Source organism: Kribbella sp. NPDC031520 (assembly GCF_055580825.1).
Genome location: NZ_JBVIKS010000007.1, coordinates 157,352 through 176,789, shown reverse-complemented (window position 1 = coordinate 176,789; position 19,438 = coordinate 157,352). Strand labels below are relative to the sequence as shown.

The 19,438-nt window shown below is 68.1% G+C and carries 20 protein-coding genes; 9 read left to right on the top strand and 11 right to left on the bottom strand.

The genetic code is table 11. The annotated features are described in order from the left end of the window. Nucleotides 1-39 precede the first annotated feature (39 nt). Nucleotides 40-708: a GntR family transcriptional regulator gene (locus ACZ5BU_RS33430; protein ID WP_465704454.1), complete on the top strand. Its 669-nt coding sequence runs from the start codon at nucleotides 40-42 to the stop codon at nucleotides 706-708. Nucleotides 709-711: 3 nt separating this feature from the next. Here the strand turns inward: ACZ5BU_RS33430 and ACZ5BU_RS33425 are convergent, their stop codons facing one another. Genes ACZ5BU_RS33425 through ACZ5BU_RS33390 form a run of 8 tightly spaced genes read right to left on the bottom strand, consistent with a single transcriptional unit; the run spans nucleotide 712 to nucleotide 9,478 of the window. Continuing rightward, a complete protein-coding gene (locus ACZ5BU_RS33425) occupies nucleotides 712-2,742 on the bottom strand; it encodes a glucosidase family protein (RefSeq protein ID WP_465704453.1) in 2,031 nt (676 codons plus the stop codon). Then, nucleotides 2,739-3,953 (bottom strand): enolase C-terminal domain-like protein, encoded by a 1,215-nt coding sequence (locus tag ACZ5BU_RS33420; protein WP_465704452.1) that lies wholly within the window; start codon nucleotides 3,951-3,953, stop codon nucleotides 2,739-2,741. The genes ACZ5BU_RS33425 and ACZ5BU_RS33420 overlap by 4 nt, the downstream gene beginning before the upstream one ends. Beyond that, the gene (locus ACZ5BU_RS33415; RefSeq protein WP_465704451.1) at nucleotides 3,950-4,696 is read right to left on the bottom strand and encodes an SDR family NAD(P)-dependent oxidoreductase; all 747 of its coding nucleotides are present in this window, start codon (nucleotides 4,694-4,696) and stop codon (nucleotides 3,950-3,952) included. The genes ACZ5BU_RS33420 and ACZ5BU_RS33415 overlap by 4 nt, the downstream gene beginning before the upstream one ends. A 10-nt stretch (nucleotides 4,697-4,706) precedes the next feature. Then, nucleotides 4,707-5,516, bottom strand: coding sequence for a carbohydrate ABC transporter permease (locus ACZ5BU_RS33410; protein ID WP_465704450.1), 810 nt, complete (start codon nucleotides 5,514-5,516; stop codon nucleotides 4,707-4,709). Beyond that, nucleotides 5,503-6,378, bottom strand: a complete 876-nt coding sequence (locus tag ACZ5BU_RS33405) for a carbohydrate ABC transporter permease (RefSeq protein WP_465704449.1) — start codon at nucleotides 6,376-6,378, stop codon at nucleotides 5,503-5,505. The genes ACZ5BU_RS33410 and ACZ5BU_RS33405 overlap by 14 nt, the downstream gene beginning before the upstream one ends. Then, entirely contained in the window at nucleotides 6,375-7,649 is a 1,275-nt protein-coding gene (locus tag ACZ5BU_RS33400; protein WP_465704448.1) for an ABC transporter substrate-binding protein, read from the bottom strand. Before ACZ5BU_RS33400 ends, ACZ5BU_RS33405 begins: the two co-directional genes overlap by 4 nt. A gap of 18 nt (nucleotides 7,650-7,667) precedes the next feature. Then, nucleotides 7,668-8,375 carry a FadR/GntR family transcriptional regulator gene (locus ACZ5BU_RS33395; protein ID WP_465704447.1) on the bottom strand — a complete coding sequence of 236 codons (708 nt, stop codon included), beginning with the start codon at nucleotides 8,373-8,375 and terminating at the stop codon, nucleotides 7,668-7,670. Further along, nucleotides 8,372-9,478 (bottom strand): DUF4185 domain-containing protein, encoded by a 1,107-nt coding sequence (locus ACZ5BU_RS33390; RefSeq protein WP_465704446.1) that lies wholly within the window; start codon nucleotides 9,476-9,478, stop codon nucleotides 8,372-8,374. Before ACZ5BU_RS33390 ends, ACZ5BU_RS33395 begins: the two co-directional genes overlap by 4 nt. Nucleotides 9,479-9,580: 102 nt before the next feature. Between ACZ5BU_RS33390 and ACZ5BU_RS33385 the strand changes: the two genes are divergently transcribed. Together ACZ5BU_RS33385 and ACZ5BU_RS33380 are read left to right on the top strand one after the other, a co-directional pair. Then, complete coding sequence (locus ACZ5BU_RS33385; RefSeq protein WP_465704445.1) at nucleotides 9,581-9,967, top strand: phage holin family protein; 387 nt, start codon at nucleotides 9,581-9,583, stop codon at nucleotides 9,965-9,967. Beyond that, nucleotides 9,967-10,392, top strand: a complete 426-nt coding sequence (locus ACZ5BU_RS33380; protein WP_465704444.1) for a low molecular weight protein-tyrosine-phosphatase — start codon at nucleotides 9,967-9,969, stop codon at nucleotides 10,390-10,392. The genes ACZ5BU_RS33385 and ACZ5BU_RS33380 overlap by 1 nt, the downstream gene beginning before the upstream one ends. On the opposite strand, the gene ACZ5BU_RS33375 is transcribed toward ACZ5BU_RS33380, so the two are convergent. Next, entirely contained in the window at nucleotides 10,383-11,582 is a 1,200-nt protein-coding gene (locus tag ACZ5BU_RS33375; protein ID WP_465704443.1) for a pyrophosphate--fructose-6-phosphate 1-phosphotransferase, read from the bottom strand. The two genes, ACZ5BU_RS33380 and ACZ5BU_RS33375, sit on opposite strands and share 10 nt — an antisense overlap. Nucleotides 11,583-11,663: 81 nt before the next feature. Beyond that, nucleotides 11,664-12,107, bottom strand: coding sequence for an Lrp/AsnC family transcriptional regulator (locus tag ACZ5BU_RS33370; RefSeq protein ID WP_465704442.1), 444 nt, complete (start codon nucleotides 12,105-12,107; stop codon nucleotides 11,664-11,666). 87 nt (nucleotides 12,108-12,194) lie between these two features. Here ACZ5BU_RS33370 and ACZ5BU_RS33365 point away from each other — a divergent pair, with 87 nt between their 5' ends. Beyond that, nucleotides 12,195-13,085 carry a DMT family transporter gene (locus ACZ5BU_RS33365; RefSeq protein ID WP_465704441.1) on the top strand — a complete coding sequence of 297 codons (891 nt, stop codon included), beginning with the start codon at nucleotides 12,195-12,197 and terminating at the stop codon, nucleotides 13,083-13,085. Here the strand turns inward: ACZ5BU_RS33365 and ACZ5BU_RS33360 are convergent. After that, a complete protein-coding gene (locus tag ACZ5BU_RS33360; protein WP_465704440.1) occupies nucleotides 13,063-14,058 on the bottom strand; it encodes an acetamidase/formamidase family protein in 996 nt (331 codons plus the stop codon). The two genes, ACZ5BU_RS33365 and ACZ5BU_RS33360, sit on opposite strands and share 23 nt — an antisense overlap. A 103-nt stretch (nucleotides 14,059-14,161) precedes the next feature. Between ACZ5BU_RS33360 and ACZ5BU_RS33355 the strand changes: the two genes are divergently transcribed. The 5 genes from ACZ5BU_RS33355 (at nucleotide 14,162) to ACZ5BU_RS33335 (ending at nucleotide 19,437) form a co-directional block, all read left to right on the top strand. Continuing rightward, entirely contained in the window at nucleotides 14,162-14,854 is a 693-nt protein-coding gene (locus ACZ5BU_RS33355; protein WP_465704439.1) for a response regulator transcription factor, read from the top strand. Further along, entirely contained in the window at nucleotides 14,851-16,479 is a 1,629-nt protein-coding gene (locus ACZ5BU_RS33350; RefSeq protein ID WP_465704438.1) for a sensor histidine kinase, read from the top strand. The genes ACZ5BU_RS33355 and ACZ5BU_RS33350 overlap by 4 nt, the downstream gene beginning before the upstream one ends. Nucleotides 16,480-16,580: 101 nt before the next feature. Continuing rightward, the gene (locus tag ACZ5BU_RS33345) at nucleotides 16,581-17,978 is read left to right on the top strand and encodes a S1C family serine protease (RefSeq protein ID WP_465704437.1); all 1,398 of its coding nucleotides are present in this window, start codon (nucleotides 16,581-16,583) and stop codon (nucleotides 17,976-17,978) included. Nucleotides 17,979-18,223: 245 nt separating this feature from the next. Beyond that, entirely contained in the window at nucleotides 18,224-18,730 is a 507-nt protein-coding gene (locus ACZ5BU_RS33340; protein ID WP_465704436.1) for a DinB family protein, read from the top strand. 5 nt (nucleotides 18,731-18,735) lie between these two features. Then, complete coding sequence (locus ACZ5BU_RS33335) at nucleotides 18,736-19,437, top strand: pirin family protein (RefSeq protein WP_465704435.1); 702 nt, start codon at nucleotides 18,736-18,738, stop codon at nucleotides 19,435-19,437. The last annotated feature ends 1 nt before the right edge of the window (nucleotide 19,438 follow it).

The window sequence follows — 19,438 nt, the reverse complement described above, 5'->3', positions numbered from 1 at the left end:
GGACGCGACAACAGCCCGGGTCTGGACGAGAATCCTCCCATGTACGAACGGCTGCGGGTGGACCGCTCGACCACGGTGGACCGGGTGGTCGACGCCCTGCGGGCCGCCATGTTCGCGGGTGACCTGGAGCCCGGTACGCCGCTTCGCGAGCAGCCGCTGGCCGAGGCGCTGGGGGTCGCGCGGAGCACGATCCGCGAGGCGATGACGATGCTGGTCACCGAAGGGCTCGCGGTCCGGGAGCCGAACAAGGGGGTCAGCGTCGCGATCCTGCACCCGGAGGCGGTGGCGGACATCTGCCGGGCCCGGTTCGTGCTGGAGTCGGCTGGGATCCGCGCCTGGTACGACGCCGACGAGCCAGCGCGGGAGCGGGTCCGGGAGGCGATGCGGGTGTTCGCCGCGACCGCCAAGGACGGCGCCGACCCGGAGGCGCTGACCGAGACCCATCTGGCGATCCACCGGAGCCTGGTCGCGCTGACCGGCAGCGAGCGGCTGATCGCGACCGCCGACTCGGTCACCGGTGAGGCCCGGCTCGCGCTGGCCCGGGTGGACGCACTGCGGCAGGACGCGCGCCAGCAGGTCGCGTCCCACCGCAAGCTCATCCGGCTGCTGGAGCGCGGCGAGCTGGACGAGTGCGTCGAGGAGCTCCGGCGGCACCTCGCGGGCGCCGAGGAGTCGCTCCTCGAGGCCATCGCGACACCGCCGGGCTGAGTCTCAGACCAGTCCGTCCGCCGTCACGTCGTACGTCCGGGAACCGACCCGGAGGCCGGTCAGGCGGGCGTGGGGGTCGAGGCCGGCGACCTGTGGGTTCGCGGTGACCGTCCCGTCGAGGGCCACCTCGATACCGAAGACGCCCTCCAGGATCAGGCTGACCCACGCGCCGGACGACGAGCAGGACCAGTCGATCAGGTACGGGAACTGCGACGGCGCCTTCGCCGCGCCGCCGGCCACCGCGGGCTGCGCCTCCTCGACGAAGTGCGCCTGACCGCACGGACCTTGGTTCGCGGTCTTCGCGAGACCGGGCAGCCAGTCCAGCAGTACGTCGCCACGCCCGAGCGCGAACAGTGCGCGCCCCGCGTCGGCCGGCCATGCCGGGTAGGCACCGTTCCACTGGTGGTCCGGACGGACGCTAAAAGCGGCGTCTGGGTCGTACGGTGACAGCGCGCGCATCCAGGTGGGTGTCTGCAGCTCCTGCTGGAAGAACGTCACCATCTCCGCGCACTGCGACTCGGACAGGTCGTCCGGGATCGTCGTACCGATGAGGTTGAAGTCGTAGCAGTGCCGTACGGGCACCAGCGTGCCGTCGGGCTGCCGTGCGTTCCAGAAGCCCTTGCCGTCCACGTAGAGCTCGTTGACGTGCCCTGCCTGCGCGGACGCCTCCTTGCGCAGTAGCGCCGCACGGTCCGTGTCACCCGACCGGTCCGCGATCTCAGCGGCCACCCTCATGCACCAGACGTTGGCCGCGTTGAAGCTGGCCACCTCATGCACGTAGCTGCTCACGCACTCCAGCAGGTTGTCGATGCCGCCGTAGTCCGCCAGCGCGTGCGCACCGCGCAACCCGCGCCAGGCGGTCGCCCAGTCGTGTACGTGCTCGCCAACAGCCTTCGGACCGACCTCTGCGTCTAGGAACGAGGAGTCGCCGGTGAAGCGCACGTAGTCACGGACCAGGCGGGTCATGGCGAAGTCGTTGACCGAGTACCAGTAACCGACGGGTCCCCCGGTCAGCCACTCGGTGCCGAAGTGCTTGTGGATGTCCAGGTCGATCCAGTGCTCGATGTGCTTGCGCATCGGCTCCGGGTCGAGCAGGGCATGGGTCAGCGACGACAGGCTGTAGTCCCAGATGAAGGTCGTGGTCTGCCAGTACCGCGGCATCAACGTGTCGTACGTGCGCCCGAGTACGCTCGCCGGGTTGTCGCGGCGGAACCAGATCACTCCGAGGACGCCCCACCAGTACAGCTTCCGCAGTGCCTCGTTGGACGTCTCCAGTACCGGCAGCGACCCGCTGAAGCCCTCACTGGACGGGTCGAACGCGTCCGCGATCGCCACGTCCCACATGCTCTCCGCGACCGAGATCACCGCCGGTACGTCGGCCACGCACACGTCGAAGTGCTCCGTAGCCTCCTCCAACGTTCCGGCCAGCACATGCACGTACGACAGCCTCGCGCGGCCGTCGGCGTCCAGTTCAACGGTGGCCTCGAGCATCCCTCTGTCCACAGTGCTGGGAACGTCGAGACCTTGCAGACTGACGGCTGATTCGGACGCGCCGGTGCCGACAATCCGATTGTCGACAATCGACAGCGTGTTGGGTTCGGACGGAGGCTCCGGGCGCAGCCAGCCGGCGGACGAGCGGGTCGCGGTACTCGCGAGTGAAAGCCCAACCCGAACCGATCGCCCCGGCTGTCCAGCAATGTCCAGTTGTACGACCACAGCTGGTCTGCCGGGCACGCAGGCGGTCGTCGTGCGGATGTGCAGGCCGGCGACCGTGGTGGAGCGGACGACGCGGTCCGGGCGCCACACGACCTCGACGGTGCCGCCGTACGAGCGGGCGAGGCGGCCGTCGACGTACAGCTGGGCGGTGATCGTGTCCCCGTGCGAGTACGGCGGGAAGTTCACGCTCCGGATCGCGACCACATCGTGGTCCACCTGCGCCGTACCGAGGAAGTTCGTCAGCCCGGGCGGGTTGAACATGTCGTCGTAGGTGTGGGTGAGGACGTCGCTGGCCAGGTCGGCACTGCGGGGGATCATGAGGGGTCGGCCCAATCGGTGTTCGGAAGCAGCGGGTACCAGTCCGGGCGGGCCGGATCGCGGTCGTACGGGTAGGGGCCGAGCTCGCGGAACAGTTCGGCGTACTCGGCCAGCTTGTCGCGGTCCAGCTCGACACCGAGGCCGGGCGCGTCCGGTACCGCGATCGCGCCGTCGACGTACGGAAGCTTGCCGCCGGCAATGATGTCGTCGCGCAGGTGGTGGTAGTGCGCGTCGGCGGCGAACGACAGGTTCGGTACGACGGCACCGAGGTGCAGCATCGTCGCCAACTGGATGCCGAGCTCGCCCGACGAGTGCACGGCGACGCCGAGCTGGAACGTCTCGCAGACGCCGGCCGCCTTGATGCACGGGCGGATCCCGCCCCAGAACGTGGTGTCCAGCAGGATCACGTCGACGGCCGGGTTCAGGACGTTCGCGGCGAGCTGCTCGAAGTTCACCACGACCGTATTGGTGGCGAGCGGGATCCGGGTGTTCTCGCGGACCCGGCGCATCCCGTTCAGGCCCCAGGTCGGGTCCTCGAGGTAGTCGTTGTCCAGGTCCTCGATACCGCGGGCGAACCGGATCGCCTCCTCGACACCGAACGCACCGTTCGGGTCGAACCGCACACGATGCCCCGGGAACGCCTCGGCCAGCGCGCGGAAACACTCGCGCTCGTAGTCCGGCGGGAAGACGCCGCCCTTCAGCTTGTGCACGCTGAACCCGTGCTCGTCGACCAGCGCACGAGCGTGCGCCACCAGCTGTTCGGCCGTACGGATCTCGCCGGTGCCGTCGTCGTTGGCGTGCCGGAAGAACAGATAGCCGGCGAACGGAACCTCAGAGCGCACCTTGCCGCCGAGCAGTGCGTGCACGGGCACACCGAGCTCGCGGCCCTGCAGATCGAGGCAAGCGAATTCGATTGCCGCGAGCAACTGAGTGCGGTTGTTGTACAGGCTCGCGGTCGGGTTCGCGAGCATCCACCGCAGCGCCTCAGTGCGGGCCGGGTCATGGCCGACCAGGTACTGCTTCAGCCCGGTGACCGCGGCCTCGGCGCTCTGCCCGCCGCCGCCCAGCTCACCCAGGCCGATCAGCCCGTTGTCCGCCTCGACCTCCACGACAGTCCGTACGAAGCGTCCCCAGTGCGCCCCGTTGCTGTGCCGCAGCGGCGCCTCCAGTGGCATCGTCACCGTGGTCGCGCGGATGTCGACGATCTTCATTTCGCGTCCTCCGGCAGTACGACAGGTAGGCCGGCGGTCAGTCCGCCGTCCACCTTCACGTCCGCTCCGGTCATGAACGACGCGGCCGGCGACGACAGGAAATAGATGACCTCGGCAACTTCCGCCGGTGTCGCGACACGGCCGAGCGGGTGCGACCGGCCCCACTCCGCGACCACCTCGTCGGTACTTCGCCCGGCGGCGAACTGCGCGGCCGATGTCCGCAGCATCGGGGTGTCGACGGAGCCCGGGCAGACCGCGTTCACGCGGATGCCGTCCGCGGCGTGGTCGACGGCCATCGCGCGGACCAGGCTGAGCAGCGCGCCCTTGCCCATCGAGTACGCCGCAACGCTCGTCTGGGCGGCGTACGCCTGAACCGAAGCGACTACTACGACGCTTCCACCGCGAGGCAGCTTCGGTACGAATGCCTGGCAGGCGAAGAACACGCCGCCGACGTTCACCGCCATCACCTCGTCGTACACGTCTCCAGGCGTGTCGACCACCGTTCCGTACCGCTGGATCCCCGCGGCACACACCAGCGCGTCCACCGCGCCGAGCTCCTCCGCGGCGGAGGCCAGCGCAGCCCGATCCGAAACATCCACCTGGATGCCGGTCACCTCGTCACCCAGAGCAGACGTGTCACGGTCGAGCACGACTACCTGGTCACCGGCGGTGAGGAAACGTTCTACGGCACCTCGTCCGATCCCGGCTGCTCCACCGGTCACGACGACTGTGCGGCTACTCATATGTGTCCTCTCAGAACTGACCCAGGGCCAGGCCCCGGGAGAAGAAGCGTTGGGCGGCGAGGAACAGGATGACGGTGGGGAGCGAGACCAGCAGGCCGCCGGCCAGTACGGTCGGCAGCGCTGCGCCGCCGTACGTGCTCTGCAAGCCGGTGAGGGCCGGCATGATCGGGCGGACCGAGTCGGACTGGCTCAGAGTGAGGCCGAGCAGCAGGTCGTTCCAGACGAACGTCGCCTGCAGGATGAAGATCGCGGCCAGCGCCGAGCCCGCCATCGGCAGGTAGATGCTGCGGAAGATCCGGAACAGCCCGCCGCCGTCGACCACCGCGGCCTCGAACACACTGCGCGCGATCCCGGTGAAGAAGTTCCGCATCACGAACGCCGAGAACGGCACGCTGATCGCGGTGTAGACGACAATCATCCCGACCCGGGTGTCGTACAGCCCGGAGTTCGCGTACCCGGAGAACAGCGGCATCAGGATCATCTGCAACGGGAAGATCGTCCCGCCGAAGATGAACACGAACCACAGGAAACCGCGTTTCAATCGCAGTACGACGATCGCGTACCCGGCCGCCGCGCCGACCAGCACCGCGAGCACCGGCGCGACGACGGAGTACATCGTGGTCGACACCAACGTGTCACCGAGCGACGCCTTGCTCCACGCGTCCCCGAAGTTCGCGAACAGGTCGAAACCGGCCGGCTTCCACACGGTCTTGGCGTCGTACCCGTCGACGGACTTCGAGGCGTTGACGATCAGCAAATAGATCGGCGCGATCCACAACAGACCCAGTACCAGCAGAACCCCCGTCTTAACTCTGCTCACGGGCGTCTCCCAACTGGTAACGCAGGTACAGGATCGACGCGGCGAAGGTCACCAGGCTCAGGAACAGTGCGATCGCGGCACCCTGTCCGTAGTCGTTCAGGACGAAGGTCTCCTTGTACATGGACAACGCCAGCGTCTCGGACGAGGTCCCTGGGCCGCCCTGCGTCATCACCCAGACGACGTCGAACGTTTTCAGGCTTCCGACGAGCGACAGTCCGATGACAACTGTGGTGATGGCCCTGAGCTGTGGCCAGAGATGAAAGCGGAACAGCTTGAAGCCGTCGGCGCCGTCCAGCCGGGCAGCCTCCAGCGGCTCGGTAGGGATCGACTGGAGGCCTACAACGAACAACAGCGCGTTGACGCCCGCGGCCTGCCAGGTGACGGCGATGATCATCATGATCGTGTTGCCGGGGCCCGACTGCAGCCACCCGGTGTGGGCACCCGGGAGCCCGAAGAACCCGAGTGCCTGGCCCAGTGCGCCGTCCGGCTGCAGTACGAACCCCCAGATGACACCCACTGCGACACCAGAGATCGCATACGGCAGCAGGAACGGCAGCCGCAACCACGTGCCCCATTTGTGGCCGTACGTCAGTACGGCGACCAGCAGCCCGAGCGCCACCGGCAGCGTGATCATGCCGACCACCCACAGCAGCGTGTTGACCAGCGCCCCGACCAGGTCGGGGTCGCTGAACATCGCCTTGTAGTTGGCCAGCCCGGACCACACCGGTGACGCGAGCCCGTCGTACGAGGTGAAGCTGACGTACGTCGTCCACAGGAACGGGAGGTACAGGAGCAGCGCTACGACAGCTACCGCCGGCAGTCCGAACAGCGGAGCTGCGCGCGCACCGGTACGGTCCTTCACTTCTGCTTGGCCCAGTAGGCGTCCGCCTCGGCCTGGATCTTCTGCAGGCCCGGCATCGGGTCGCCCGGCTTGGTCACGAACGCGCCGAACACCTCGAGTGCCTTGTTCGCCACCGGTACGGGCGTCGCCTCGAACCACCGGTTGATCAGGCGGTACCCGGTGACGTCCTTGTTCAGCTGCGCCAGCGCCGGGTCCTTGATCTCGGCCTTGGGGTTGAACGACAGGTCACCGCGCGAGTTCGCCCAGGCCGTCTGCGCCTGCGGGGTGACCCACCAGTCGGTCCACTTCTTGACCGTCGACGCGTGGTCGGATGCGGCGGCCGAGCAGACCGGGCCGGTTTCGAAGATCATCGAGGTCTTCGGCAACGAAGGGTTCACGTTCGGGATGATGAAGAAGTCGTAGTCGGTGCCGGCCTTCATCTTCAGCGTGTTCAGGTTGCCGCTGAACCAGGTGCCGAAGTTCTCCATCGCGACGTCGCCGTTCTTCAGCTGGGCCTGCGGCTCGGTCTTCGAGCCCGGGTCGCTGAAGTACCCGGCGTCGATCATCTTCTTCCACTCGTTCATCACGTCGACCACACCCGGGTCGGTGTACTTCGCCTTACCGGTCGCGAGCGCGTCGTACAGGTCCGGGTCCTTGCCGGCCAGCAGCGTCTCGAACCAGACGAACGAGAACAGGATGTTGGTCTGGTAGAACGGCTTCACGCCGATCGCCTTCACCTTGTCGGCGGCAGCGAGCATCTCCGCCCAGGTCTTCGGCGGCGCGGTCACTCCGGCCTTCTTGAAGACGGCCTTGTTGTAGTACATCACCCAGTACCCGGCGTTCAGCGGCACGCAGTACTGCTTGCCGTCGAAGGTGAAGTACTGCTTGAGCTGCTCAGGGATGTTGCCGTCAGCAACCGCCTTTGTCCACTGGTCGGTGGTCTCGGCAACGAGCTTCTGGTCCACCAGATCCTGAAGTTCCTTGCCGGTGTGCCAGGTGAACAGGTCGGCCTTCTCCTTGGTCCGGAACGACGACCGGATGAAGGCCGTGTACGTGTTCGAGTCGGAGTATCCGACCGGCTCCATGCCGACGCCGATGTCCTTCTTGCTCGCCGCGCCGACCTGCGTGAACGCGTCCTTCCAGCCGCCCTTGTCGTTGTAGAACTTCAGCGAGTCGACCGGCTTGTCCTCGGTGGCCTTACCGGGTTTGGCGCCGCCGCCACAAGCCGACAGCGCGAGCGCACCGACCACCGCCAGCGCGGTGAACGCCTTGCCTTTGGAGATGCGTTGCATGTGTTGCGTCCTTCCAGCTCAGGGTTGCTGAAGACGTTCGTTGATGACGGCGAGGACGCCGTCGAGGTGCTCGCGGGTGAGCAGCTCGGCCAGGTCGGGGTCACCGGACCGGATCGCGTCGTAGATCGCGCGGTGCTCGTCCAGGTCGGCCTGGCGGTCACCGTGGATGTGCAGGATCTCCAGTTGCTCGCGGGCGTTCACGACCGTCACGGACTCGACCACCTCGGCCAGCGTCGCGTTACCGGACGCCTGGGCGAGGGAGCGGTGGAAGTCCATGTTCACCTCGGCCAGCTGCGCGTGGTCGCCAGACGCGATCAGCTCGGCTGCAGCCTCGAGGTCCTTCGCCATCTGCTCCAGCGCGGCCTCTACACGGGTCCTCGCGGCCAGTGCCGCAACAGGCGGCTCGATCAGTGCACGTGCTTGCAGCAGCTCCACCAGCCGGTCAGGGCTCGGCGCCAGCGCCAACGGGTTCGCCAGCACCAGCCGGCTCACGTTCGGGCCGACGTACACGCCAGAGCCATGCCGGAGCTCCACAGCCCCGGTGGCTTCCAGCCGGCGCAGGGCCTCGCGGACAGTCGGCACGGCGACCTTGAACCGCTCTGCGAGCGACCGTACTGCCTCGAACTGATCCCCCGGCGCCAGCTTGCGCTCCGCGATCAGGGCGAGCATCGACGTCGCCAGGTCGTCCAGCAGACTTCGCCGTACGACGCCTCCCGAGGCGCTCACTTGCTCGCCGCCAGAGTGACCGACACGAACCGCGGTCGGTAGATGCTCACGTCGCCGTACAGGTCGTCACTCACCAGGCTGTTGACGTTGTAGCTCACCAGAAGCGACGTACCGTTCCGCAGGTCCGGGTGCTCGTGGGAGTTGTACGTGATGATGTTCCCGCCCGTCTCAGGAGTCTGGTACAGCTCCACCGGCTTCACCCACGGACCGGTCGGCGAGCACGAGAAGTACCCAAGGACGCTCTTGCTGAAGAGCTCCTTGGTGTTGTGCGTGACCAGCAGATAGCCGTCGCCCCAGCGGGTCACACTGTGCTCGTTGGCGACGCCCTCAAGCACCCGAGCCGAGGCTGTCTCGTCAGCCGACCAGCCGGAGCCGGTCCAGTACTCCCAGGGCTTGGCAGTGAGGTCGTCGCCGCGGACGCGGGCAACATGCTGGTACTTCGACGCGCCCAGGTCCTCGACTCCGTAGATGTACGTGTAGCCCTGGTCGCTCAGCAACCAGCCGGACCACTGCACGTTCGCAGCGGACGGGATCGGCGTCAGCGACTTGAGCTTGAACGTCGTGCTGTCGAAGCGCGCCAGGTAGTTGCTGGCCCAGCGCCAGTCCCACTGACCTGTGCCGGTCTTCTGGAAGCGCAGTGCGACCACGTCGAGGTCCTGGCCGGCGTGACTGGTCTGAGCAGCGCCGAACCAGTACCAGCCGTCGGACGGCGGCGGGACGAGCGCAGTCGGGTTGGTCGCCGTACCGCCGGTGACTGTCTTCAGGTCGGTGCCGTGCTGGATGACGAACGAGTTGTTGATGAACGGCGCCGTGGTCGGCCGGCTGCCGTCCGCGTTCACCGGGCCGAGGAACGTGTCCGAGAAGATCCACGCCGTACGGCCGCCGGGAAGCGCGACGGAGTACGTACTGTCCGCACCCGTCCAACCCTTCCCGGTGTTGCTGTAGGCGTTCAGCAGGCCCTCGGGCGCAGCATGCGGCGTCGTCTGGGCAGTCCAGTTCGTCTGGACCGCGCTGCAGGTCGACGGAGCCGCGGAGGCGGCGGGGACAGCGAGGCTCGCTGCCGTAAGTGACAACGCGACAACCGCAACCAGGGGACGTGACATGAAAATGATCAGATCACTTGGTCATTTTCAGTGTCAAGACCCAGGGTCGGATCAGGGTGTGTACAGGGCGTGGTGCTACCGAGTGGATGGGAGGATCGACACATGAAGAACTTGATCATCAGGTTGCTGGCGAACGCGGTCGCCCTGGCAGTGGCGAGCTGGATCGTCAGCGGTATCACCCTGCAGGGCGCGACCACCAGCAAGCGGGTGCTCACGCTGCTGATCGTGGCTGCCATCTTCGGGATCGTGAACGCGATCGTGAAGCCCGTGGTGAAGGTGCTGTCCTTCCCGCTGCTGATCCTCACGCTGGGGCTGCTGACCTTCGTGATCAACGCGGCGATGCTGCTGCTGACCTCCTGGATCACCGGCAAGCTCGACGTGCAGTTCCACGTCGACGGGTTCTGGTCCGCTTTGTTCGGCGCGCTGATCATCAGCGTCGTCGGCATGATCATCAACGCGGTGCTGCCGGAGAAGGCCGAAGTCCACTAGTGCCGCACGTCGAGATCGTCTGCACCGGGAACATCTGCCGGTCGCCGATGGGCGAGGTCGTACTGCGGGCCAAGCTGGCCGCGGCCGGGATCGACGGCGTCGAGGTGACCAGCTCGGGTACCGGCGACTGGCACGTCGGCGACCGGATGGACCCGCGCGCGGCGGCAGCGCTACGGCGCCGTGGGTACGACGGGAGCTCGCATCGCGCCCAGCAGTACCAACGGTCCTGGGACCGGGACCTGGTGCTCGCGATGGACTCGAGCCACCTGGAAACGCTCAACCGGTACGGCGCCGCGGCGCGGTTGTTCGCGCGCGACGACGTACCGGATCCGTACTTCGGGGTGGACGAGGACTTCGACGACGTCCTCGCCCAGATCGAGAAGGCGGCCGACGTCTGGGTCGACCGCCTCGCCGCTCAGGCCTGACCGATCTCCGACTTGAGCGCGACGAACCACTCCACGCCCGGGTCGAACTCCTTGCCGCCGGCGATCCGCGGGAACTCGATCGCGCGCAACTCGTCGCCGCGCTCCTCGTCGTGGCCGACCACGCCGGACTCACCGCGCAGCGCCGCGTCCACGGCGTAGTCGGTGCACTCCTTGATCAGCGCGAGGTCGCGGTCGTTGGCCGCGGCCGAGCGGGAGAAGTACCCGCTCTTCTGCACCATCGTCTTCTCGGCGCCGATCCGCTCCGCGAACTGCTTCGCGAACCACGCGCCCGGGTTGATCGTGTCGAGCTTGACGTGCCCGAACGGGTCCCGGCCGACCTCCTCGCCGCGCGCCTCCATCTCCGCGACGATCGAGGACACGCCGGCGCCTTCGGACAGGAAGATGTTCACGCAGTCCTCGGCGTCCATCACCTTGCGCAGCCGCTCCGCCTCGGCGTCCAGGTCGATCGTTGCCTCCGGCACGTACACGGCGTGCACCGACCAGCCGGCCTGGTCCAGGCCGATGCCCGGGTTCCACTCCTGCTCGTCGACCCACTGCTGGTACGCCTGCGCAGTGGCGGCGGTCAACCAGCCGCAGTTCCGGCCCATCACCTCGTGGACGATCAGCATCCGCGGGTTCGAGCTGTGCTCGCCGATGATGTTTCGGGCGAACAGTGCGCCCTGTTCGGCCGCGGTCCAGGCGCCCAAGCTCTGCCGGATCGGGATCACGTCGTTGTCGATGGTCTTCGGCAGACCGACCACGGTCAGGTCGTAGTCGTGCTCGTGCAGGTACGCCGCGAGGTCGGCGGCCGTGGTGTTGGTGTCGTCGCCGCCGATGGTGTGCAGTACGTCGACACCGTCCGCGACCAGCCGCTCGGCCGCGACCTGGAGGGCGTTCTGCCCGTCCTCGATCAGGCCGCGCTTGACCAGGTCGGCGGTGTTGGTGAGCTTCACCCGGCTGTTGCCGATCGGGCTGCCACCGAACTTGTGCAGCAGCGCAGCCTTCTCCCGCACCTCGGGCGTGACGGTCAGGAACCGGCCGCTGAGCAGGCCGTGGTACCCGTTCAGGTACGCGATGATCTCCACGTCTGGCGCCACCTCGGTGTAGCGCTCGATCAGCCCGCCGACAGCGGACGACAGGCAGGGCGCGAGCCCGCCGGCGGTGAGCAGGGCAACTCTGCGGACAGCCATGGTCGAGGGTCCTTCCGGGGAACGTCGCTTGAAGTCGCCACCAGACTAGTGATGCAGACCACTCCCAACGGTGGTTGGGGTTCACCCAGCGGACAAGGGCACGCTGCGTGGTGGGACCGGCGTCGAGACGACGAACGAGCTCGTGGTCTGGCCGTGCACCTGGAACTTGTCCAGAACGTCCTCGAGCGCGGCGATCTCGGCGACCTGGACCCGCATCAGGAAGCAGTCCTCACCCGAGATCCGGTGGCACTCGACGACTTCCGGCGTACGACCGGCGAGCTCGATGATCTTCGGGATCTGGTTCGGCCCGGGCCGCAGCCGGACCCAGGCGGCGACGGGGCGGCCGAGCGCGGCCGGGTCGACGTCGAGGCGGTACCCGCGGATCACGCCGGACTCCTCCAGCCGGCCGACTCGTTCGCGGACCGTCGGCGTCGACACCCCGAGCCGCCGGGCCAGCTCGGTAGTCCGCAGCCGGGGATCCGCGGACAACTCGTGCAGGATCCGGGAATTGAGCTCATCCAGCAATTGACTTCTCGTTTCGGTAAGCAAATCCGCCTCCTAGGCTCCGAACCGCCATAGAAATCTCCAACATCCGTTCTTACGGTAGTCGACGTGACAACTTCGACCGAAGCTCCGGCCCGGACCGGTCTCGCCGCCGGCGCCGCAGCGATCACCGTCGTTCTCTGGGCCTCGTCGTTCGTCGCCATCCGGCACGTCGGCACCGAGATCTCCGCGGGCGCTCTCTCCCTTGCCCGGCTCGGCCTGGGCAGCGTCTTCCTCGGCGCGCTCCTCCTCAGACGGCCGACGGGAGGACACCGTTGGCCGGTACGCGGTGACTGGCTACCGCTGATCGCCTGCGGCGTGCTGTGGTTCGGCGTCTACAACCTCGCGTTGAACGAGGCCGAACGCCGCCTCGACGCCGGTACGGCCGCCATGCTCGTGCACGTCGCCCCGCTGCTGATCGCCGTACTCGCCGGGTTCGGTCTGGGCGAGGGATTCCCACGGCAGTTGGTGATCGGCGGCCTGGTCGCGTTCGCGGGCATCGTCGTCATCGGTACGTCGACCTCGAACGGCCGCGCGGAGACCTGGGGCGTCGTACTGTGCGTGGTCGCCGCGATCTCGTACGCCGTCGGCGTGGTCACCCAGAAGCCGCTGTTGAGTCGCCTGCCCGCCGCCGAGGTCACGTGGCTGGCCTGCACGATCGGTGCGGTCATCTGCCTCCCGTTCGCGCCCACTCTGGTCCATGAGGTGCGCTCCGCCGACGCAGCAACCATCTGGTGGATCGTGTACCTGGCAGCGTTCCCCACCGCGCTGGGCTTCACCACGTGGGCCTTCGCGCTCCGCCGTACCAGCGCGGGCCGCATGGGCGTCACCGTGTACGCCGTACCGGTCGTAGCGATCCTCTTGGCGTGGCTGCTCCTCGGCGAAACTCCTACGCTGCTGGCGCTCGGCGGCGGGGCCTTGTGCCTGGCAGGGGTGGCTATCTCAAGGAGGTCTGCCTGAGCTGCTGGTGGATGCCGTCGTACGCCGTCGCCTGTGGGAGTAGCCGCTTGGGGATCTTGGTGACCACGCTGTAGTTGGCGTCGACCACGTTCGCCAGGGGAACCTCGCTGACCTGGCTGAGAAGCTGGTACGCGTCCAGCTTGTCCAGGCCGTACAGGTCGCCCAGCCAGTGCACCATGTCGACCTGACCCGCCCGCCACGCGTCTTCGAGTGGGCGGCTCGAGCCCACGACGGACAGGTAGTCGTCGTTCTCCAGCCGCGGCCAGACCGGGCCGGGGGTCTTCAGCAGGTCCACTACGAGTACGACGTTCATCGCGCCCTCGACGGCGGTGCCGCAGGATTCGCCCTCGCCCTGGCGGTAGTGGCCGTCGCCGACGGAGAACAGGGCGCCCTCTACGTTCACCCGTAGGTAGCAGGTGGTGCCGGCGCGCATCTCCGGCGTGTCCATGTTCCCGCCGAACATGTCCGGTACCAGCGCCGACCGGACCTCGCCGGCGGCCGGCGCCACACCGACCGTACCGAGCATCGGCTCGAGCGGTAGCGCCACCTCCAGGTCACTCCCTTGCGCCTGGAACCCGACCGTCTGCTGCGCGCTGTCCACCTCGTAGATCCAGGTCCGCTCCGGTAGCGGGTCCTGCAGCGTCGCAGTGCGGTCCGTGCTGGTCAGGCCGCCGAAGAACGGGATGGTCGCCGACGCGCCCCAGCTCCGCGCCGGCGTCAGCTCGACGAAGTGCAGCACCAGGGTGTCGCCCGGCTCGGCGCCCTCGACGTAGAACGGGCCGGTCTGCGGGTTCACGTACGGCATGTTCAGCGAGGCGCTGGCGAGATCCGTCGTACTCCGGAGACTCCCGGCGAACGCATCCTCCGTCCACAGCCGGAGGACGGTGCCAGGCTTGACCCGGCGGACGGGCGGGACGCCCCCGAAGGTCCAGGCGAAGTCGGCGGGCTCGGGGGTGAATTCGACGATTTCCACAGCTGACAAGTTATGCGAATTGGACGATCAGCGGGTTCTCAGGCGATTCTCACAGAAGCGACTTACTCTCGTGGCGAACCTTCTAGCGGAGCGGGGACTACAGATGCGGGTACTGGTGGTGGACGACGACCGGGCGGTCCGGGACTCGCTGCGCCGTTCGCTGGAGTTCAACGACTTCGAGGTGGTGACCGCGTCCGACGGCGCCGAGGCGCTCGCGGTGATCGGCAACGTCGAGCCGGACGCCGTGGTGATGGACGTGATGATGCCGCGCCTGGACGGGCTCGAGACCACCAAGGCGTTGCGGGCCGCGGGCAACAACGTGCCGATCCTGGTGCTGACCGCGCGGGACGCGGTCGCGGACCGGGTGGACGGCCTGGACGCCGGCGGCGACGACTACCTGACCAAGCCGTTCGCGCTCGAGGAGCTACTGGCCCGGCTGCGCGCGCTGCTGCGCCGCAGCGCCGTTCCCGGTGAGGGCGGCCAGCGCGGCGAGGTCCTGCAGTACGGCGACCTCGTGGTCGACGTCGACGCGCACGAGGTGCACCGCGGCGACGTCGCGATCCAGCTCACCCGCACCGAGTTCTCGCTGCTCGAGCTGCTGATCCGCAACCCGCGCCGGGTACTGGAGCGTGCGGTCATCCTGGACGCAGTCTGGGGCTACGACTTCCCCACCACCGCGAACTCGCTCGAGGTCTACATCGGATACCTGCGCCGCAAGACCGAGGTGAACGGTCTGCCGCGGCTCATCCACACCGTCCGCGGCATCGGCTACGTGCTGAGAGACACCCCGCCGTGAGCCAGCAACACCCGCAGGACTTCCCGTCGTACGCCGGGCAGCCGCCGCAGGAACCGCACCAGTCGCAGGACCTGCACCCAGAGCAAGGCCGGGTCCCGGCGCAGCGGCCTGTTGCCAACGGCAACGGAAACCGGGTGGCGGCGACCGCTGCCCGGACGCAGAACTGGTGGAACGAGACCCTCCACAAGCTCAGCCTGCACGCCCGCGTGACCCTGCTCGCCGCGGTCGCGGTCGGCCTGGCGGTGGCGATCGTCAGCGTCGCGGCGTACATCACCGTGCGCCAGCAGATGTACCAAAACCTCGACAACAGCTTGACGCAACGAGCTGTACAGGCTTCTCAGAAGGGCGTCCTGACCAACCTCTACAACCTGCGGAACGCCTCCGCGGACGCCCTGGGCCTCAGCGACATCCGAGTCGGGGTACTGAGCGCCAACGGCGACCAGTACGGCGCCCAGAACAGCCCCCTGCCGCCGATGGGCGACACTGAACTGCGGGTCGCCAACGGCAGCAGCGAACCCACACTGCGGACCGTCGGAGCCCGCAACGGCAGCTCGCACTTCCGCGTGATCGCGGTTCCCGCTCGTTTCTGCCCAGATGGGTTCACCCGCGAGTGCCAGGACGACTCGGACTTCCTCCAACCCGGTGCGCTGGTGGTCGCGCAGTCGTTGGGGCCTATTGATCAGACGTTGCACAACCTCGGGATCGTCTTGTGGGCGTTCGGGCTGATCGGCGTCATCGGCGCCGCGCTCGCCGGGAACGCGGTCGCCCGCTCCGGCCTCCGCCCGTTGGCGCGGCTGACCGGGGCGGCCGAGCACGTCGCCGCGACCGAGGATCTGAAGCCGATCCCGGTCGGCGGTACTGACGAGATCTCCCGCCTGGCGGTGGCGTTCAACGCGATGCTGCTCGCGCTGGCGCAGTCCCGCGACCGGCAGCGGCGGCTGGTTGGCGACGCGGGGCACGAGCTGCGTACGCCCCTCACCAGCGTCCGGACCAACCTCGACCTGCTCGCCCAGGCGGACCAGCGCGGCGGCCTCCGCCCGGAGGACCGGAAGCAACTGCTGGACGACGTACGCGCCCAGATGGACGAACTGACCCAGCTGATCGGCGACCTGACCGAGCTGGCCCGCGACACCCCGCAGGTACGGAACGCGGAGCTGATCGAGCTGTCCAACGTGGTCGAGGACGCGGTCATCAAGGTACGGCGACGCGCGCCCGGGCTGGAGTGGGACGTGCAGCTGACGCCGTTCCCGGTCTGGGGTGACGAGCGGCTGCTCGGCCGCGCGGTAACGAACCTGCTCGACAACGCCGCGAAGTACAGCGTCCCCGACGGCGCAGAGCAGCGCACCGACGGACAGCCCGTAGGCCACGTCACGGTACGCCTGCTGGACGGCGTACTGACCGTCACGGACTCCGGTCCCGGCATCGCCGACGCGGACCTGCCCCACGTCTTCGACCGCTTCTACCGCTCCAGCGAGGCCCGCAGCCGCCCGGGCTCGGGTCTTGGCCTGGCAATCGTCAAACACGCAGCCGAGCAGCACGGCGGCATGATCTACGCCCGCAACGCCCCCGGAGCCGGCGCCCAATTCACCCTCTGGCTGCCACACGCGGCCACGCAGACTCGCTGACAGTTACCTCACAGGTCCTTCAGAGGATCTTCATGGAGTTCTTCGTCGGCTCCGAGGGGATCTTCAGGCGCCTTTCAGGTGCGGCCGACAGAGTACGTGCCATGACCGAGAACCAGCCGCAGCAGCCGCAGCCGCAACCCGGCCAGAACGTAGAGGGACCGCAAGGGCCGGAGCGGACGCAGCAGCTGCCGGTGTACGGGCAGCATCAGCAGCAGCAGTACGCGCCGCAAGGCGGGCAGCCGCGGCTGGACTCGGGGCCGCAGGGGCAGCGGCCGGGACAGTACCCCGCAGGTGGGGGCGCTTACCCACAGTTCGGGCCGGGGACGCATCAGGGGTCGTCCCCGGGCCCGAACTGGCCCGTCGGAGCGCAGGCCACGGTCACCGCTCCGAAGCCGAAGCGCCGCCTCGGACTGGCCGCGGTGGCGCTGACCGCGCTGCTGGTCGGTACGGCGGGCGGTGTCGGCGGTGCGGCCGTCTACTCGGCCAGCAACGACCACTCCACGAACACCCCGTCGGTGACTGCTCCGCTGAACGGCAACCAGGCGGCGCCCGCGTCGGCACCGGACGGCTCGGTGCAGAGCGCCGCCGCCAGGGTTCTGCCGAGCGTGGTGAAGATCGCCGTCGCGAGCCAGCAGGGCCAAGCCACCGGCTCCGGCATCGTGATCAGCAAGGACGGCCTGATCGTCACCAACAACCACGTGGTCGCCGGTGCCGGGCAGGGCGCCACGCTGACCGTGATCCTGAACGACGGCCGCACGGTGCCGGCCACGGTCAAGGGCACCGACCCGCTCACCGACCTCGCGGTCATCCACGCCAGCGCGACCGATCTGACGCCGGCCACCCTCGGCCAGAGCGGCAGGCTCGCGGTCGGCCAGGGCGTGGTCGCGATCGGTTCGCCGTTCGGCCTGCAGGCGACCGTGACCAGCGGGATCGTCTCGGCGCTGAACCGCCCGGTAACCTCCGGCGACGAGCAGCAGGACAGTACGACGGTATTTCCAGCCATCCAGACGGACGCCGCGATCAACCCGGGTAACTCGGGCGGCGCCCTGAGCGACCTCGCCGGCCAGGTGGTCGGTATCAACAGCGCGATCAAGACCGCCGGCGGATCGGGACAATCCGAGGGCGGGAACATCGGCCTGGGCTTCGCGATCCCGATCGACCAGGCCAAGCCGATCATCGACGAGCTGGTGGCCAAGGGCAAGGCCACGCATGCGCGGCTCGGTGTGACGGTCGGTGACGCGCAGTCCTCCGACGGGCTCACGAACGGAGCACGCCTCGGCGAGGTAACGTCCGGCGGTGCGGCGGACAAAGCCAGCCTGCAGTCAGGTGATGTGGTCACCGCTGTGGACGGCAAGGCGATCGCGTCAGGGGACGCGTTGGTCGCCGCGGTCCGCTCGCACCGCCCGGGCGATCAGGTCAAACTCACCATCACCCGCAACGGCAAGACCCAGACCATCACCGCCACCCTCGGCTCCGACAACGGGAACCCAACCGGCTGACCGCGCGTCTCACTCCATAGATCGGACTGCGCCGCCCACCGAGCGGCGCAGTCCGTTTGTCATCGGCTAGGTCCTGTCTGGTGATCCAGCGCCGTAGCGAGGAGGTGCTCGGTGCGGTGCATCGGCGTGCGGGGGCGAAGGTCTCGATGCGGAGCATCGTGGCCTTTGCACCCGTGCGGCGAGGTGCCGTGCCGAGTGCCCCGCAGTAGGCGATGGATCACCAGACAGGACCTAAGGTTCCGGGCATGAATCTTCGTGACAAGCGACCGCCGATCGTGGCTGACGAGCGGACGCAGCTGGTCGGGTGGCTGGACCTGCAGCGGATGCTGGTACGGCGGAAGCTCGAGCAATTGCGGCCCGAGGACGAACACCGGGCGGTGCTGCCGAAGTCGCCGTTGATGACGCCGGCCGGGCTGGTGTCGCACATGCGGTGGACCGAGCACTGCTGGTTCAACGTGATCTTCCTCGGCGAGCCGGAGGCGACCAACCCACAGTTCGGGAAAGAAGCGGACGGTGCCGACATGCGGGTGGACGGCGTACCGCTGGCCCAGCTGCTGGACGAGTTCGAGGCGCAGTACGAGGAGTCGAACCGGATCACCGCCGCGCATTCGCTCGACGAGGTCGGGAAGGACCCGGAGTACCAGCCGTCGCTCCGGTGGATCCTGATCCACATGGTCGAGGAGACCGCGCGGCACGTCGGGCACCTCGACGCCATGCGCGAGCTGCTCGACGGCGAGACCGGGTATTACTAGAGCTTGTGGAGATCCATCGGGCGGACGCGCGGTTCCGGACGGCGAGTGAGTGGCTGGACTCGCGGCATTCGTTCTCGTTCGGGGCGCACTACGATCCGGCGAACGTCGGGTTCGGGTTCCTGGTGGCGCACAACGACGAGACCGTTGCCCCCGGCACCGGATTCGGTACGCATCCGCATCAGGACCTGGAGATCGTTACCTGGGTGCTGCGGGGCGCGCTGGCGCATCGTGATTCGCAGGGGCACAGCGGTGAGGTGCATCCGGGGCTCGCGCAGCGGATGTCGGCCGGGTCCGGGATCCAGCACTCGGAGTGGAACGACGGGGCCGAGCCGGTGCACTACGTGCAGATGTGGGTACGGCCGGACCGGTTCGACCTGCCGCCCTCGTACGAGCAGGCCGAGCTCGACCTGTCCACGGGTGAGCTCGTCCCGGTGGCGTCGGGTCTCGCGAAGCACGCGGCGTCCACCGCGATCCGGATCAACCAGCCTGCGGCCGGGATGTCCGTAGCCCGGCTGGCTCCGGGCGCCACGATCATGGTGCCGGTTGCGCCGTACGTACATCTGTTCGTCGCAACCGGTACGGCGACCCTCGAAGGCGCCGGCGAGCTCGGTACCGCGGACGCCGCACGGCTGAAGGGCTCAGACGGTGAACGAGTCACCGCAGGCACCGACGGAGCCGAACTCCTGCTCTGGGAGATGCACGACTAGG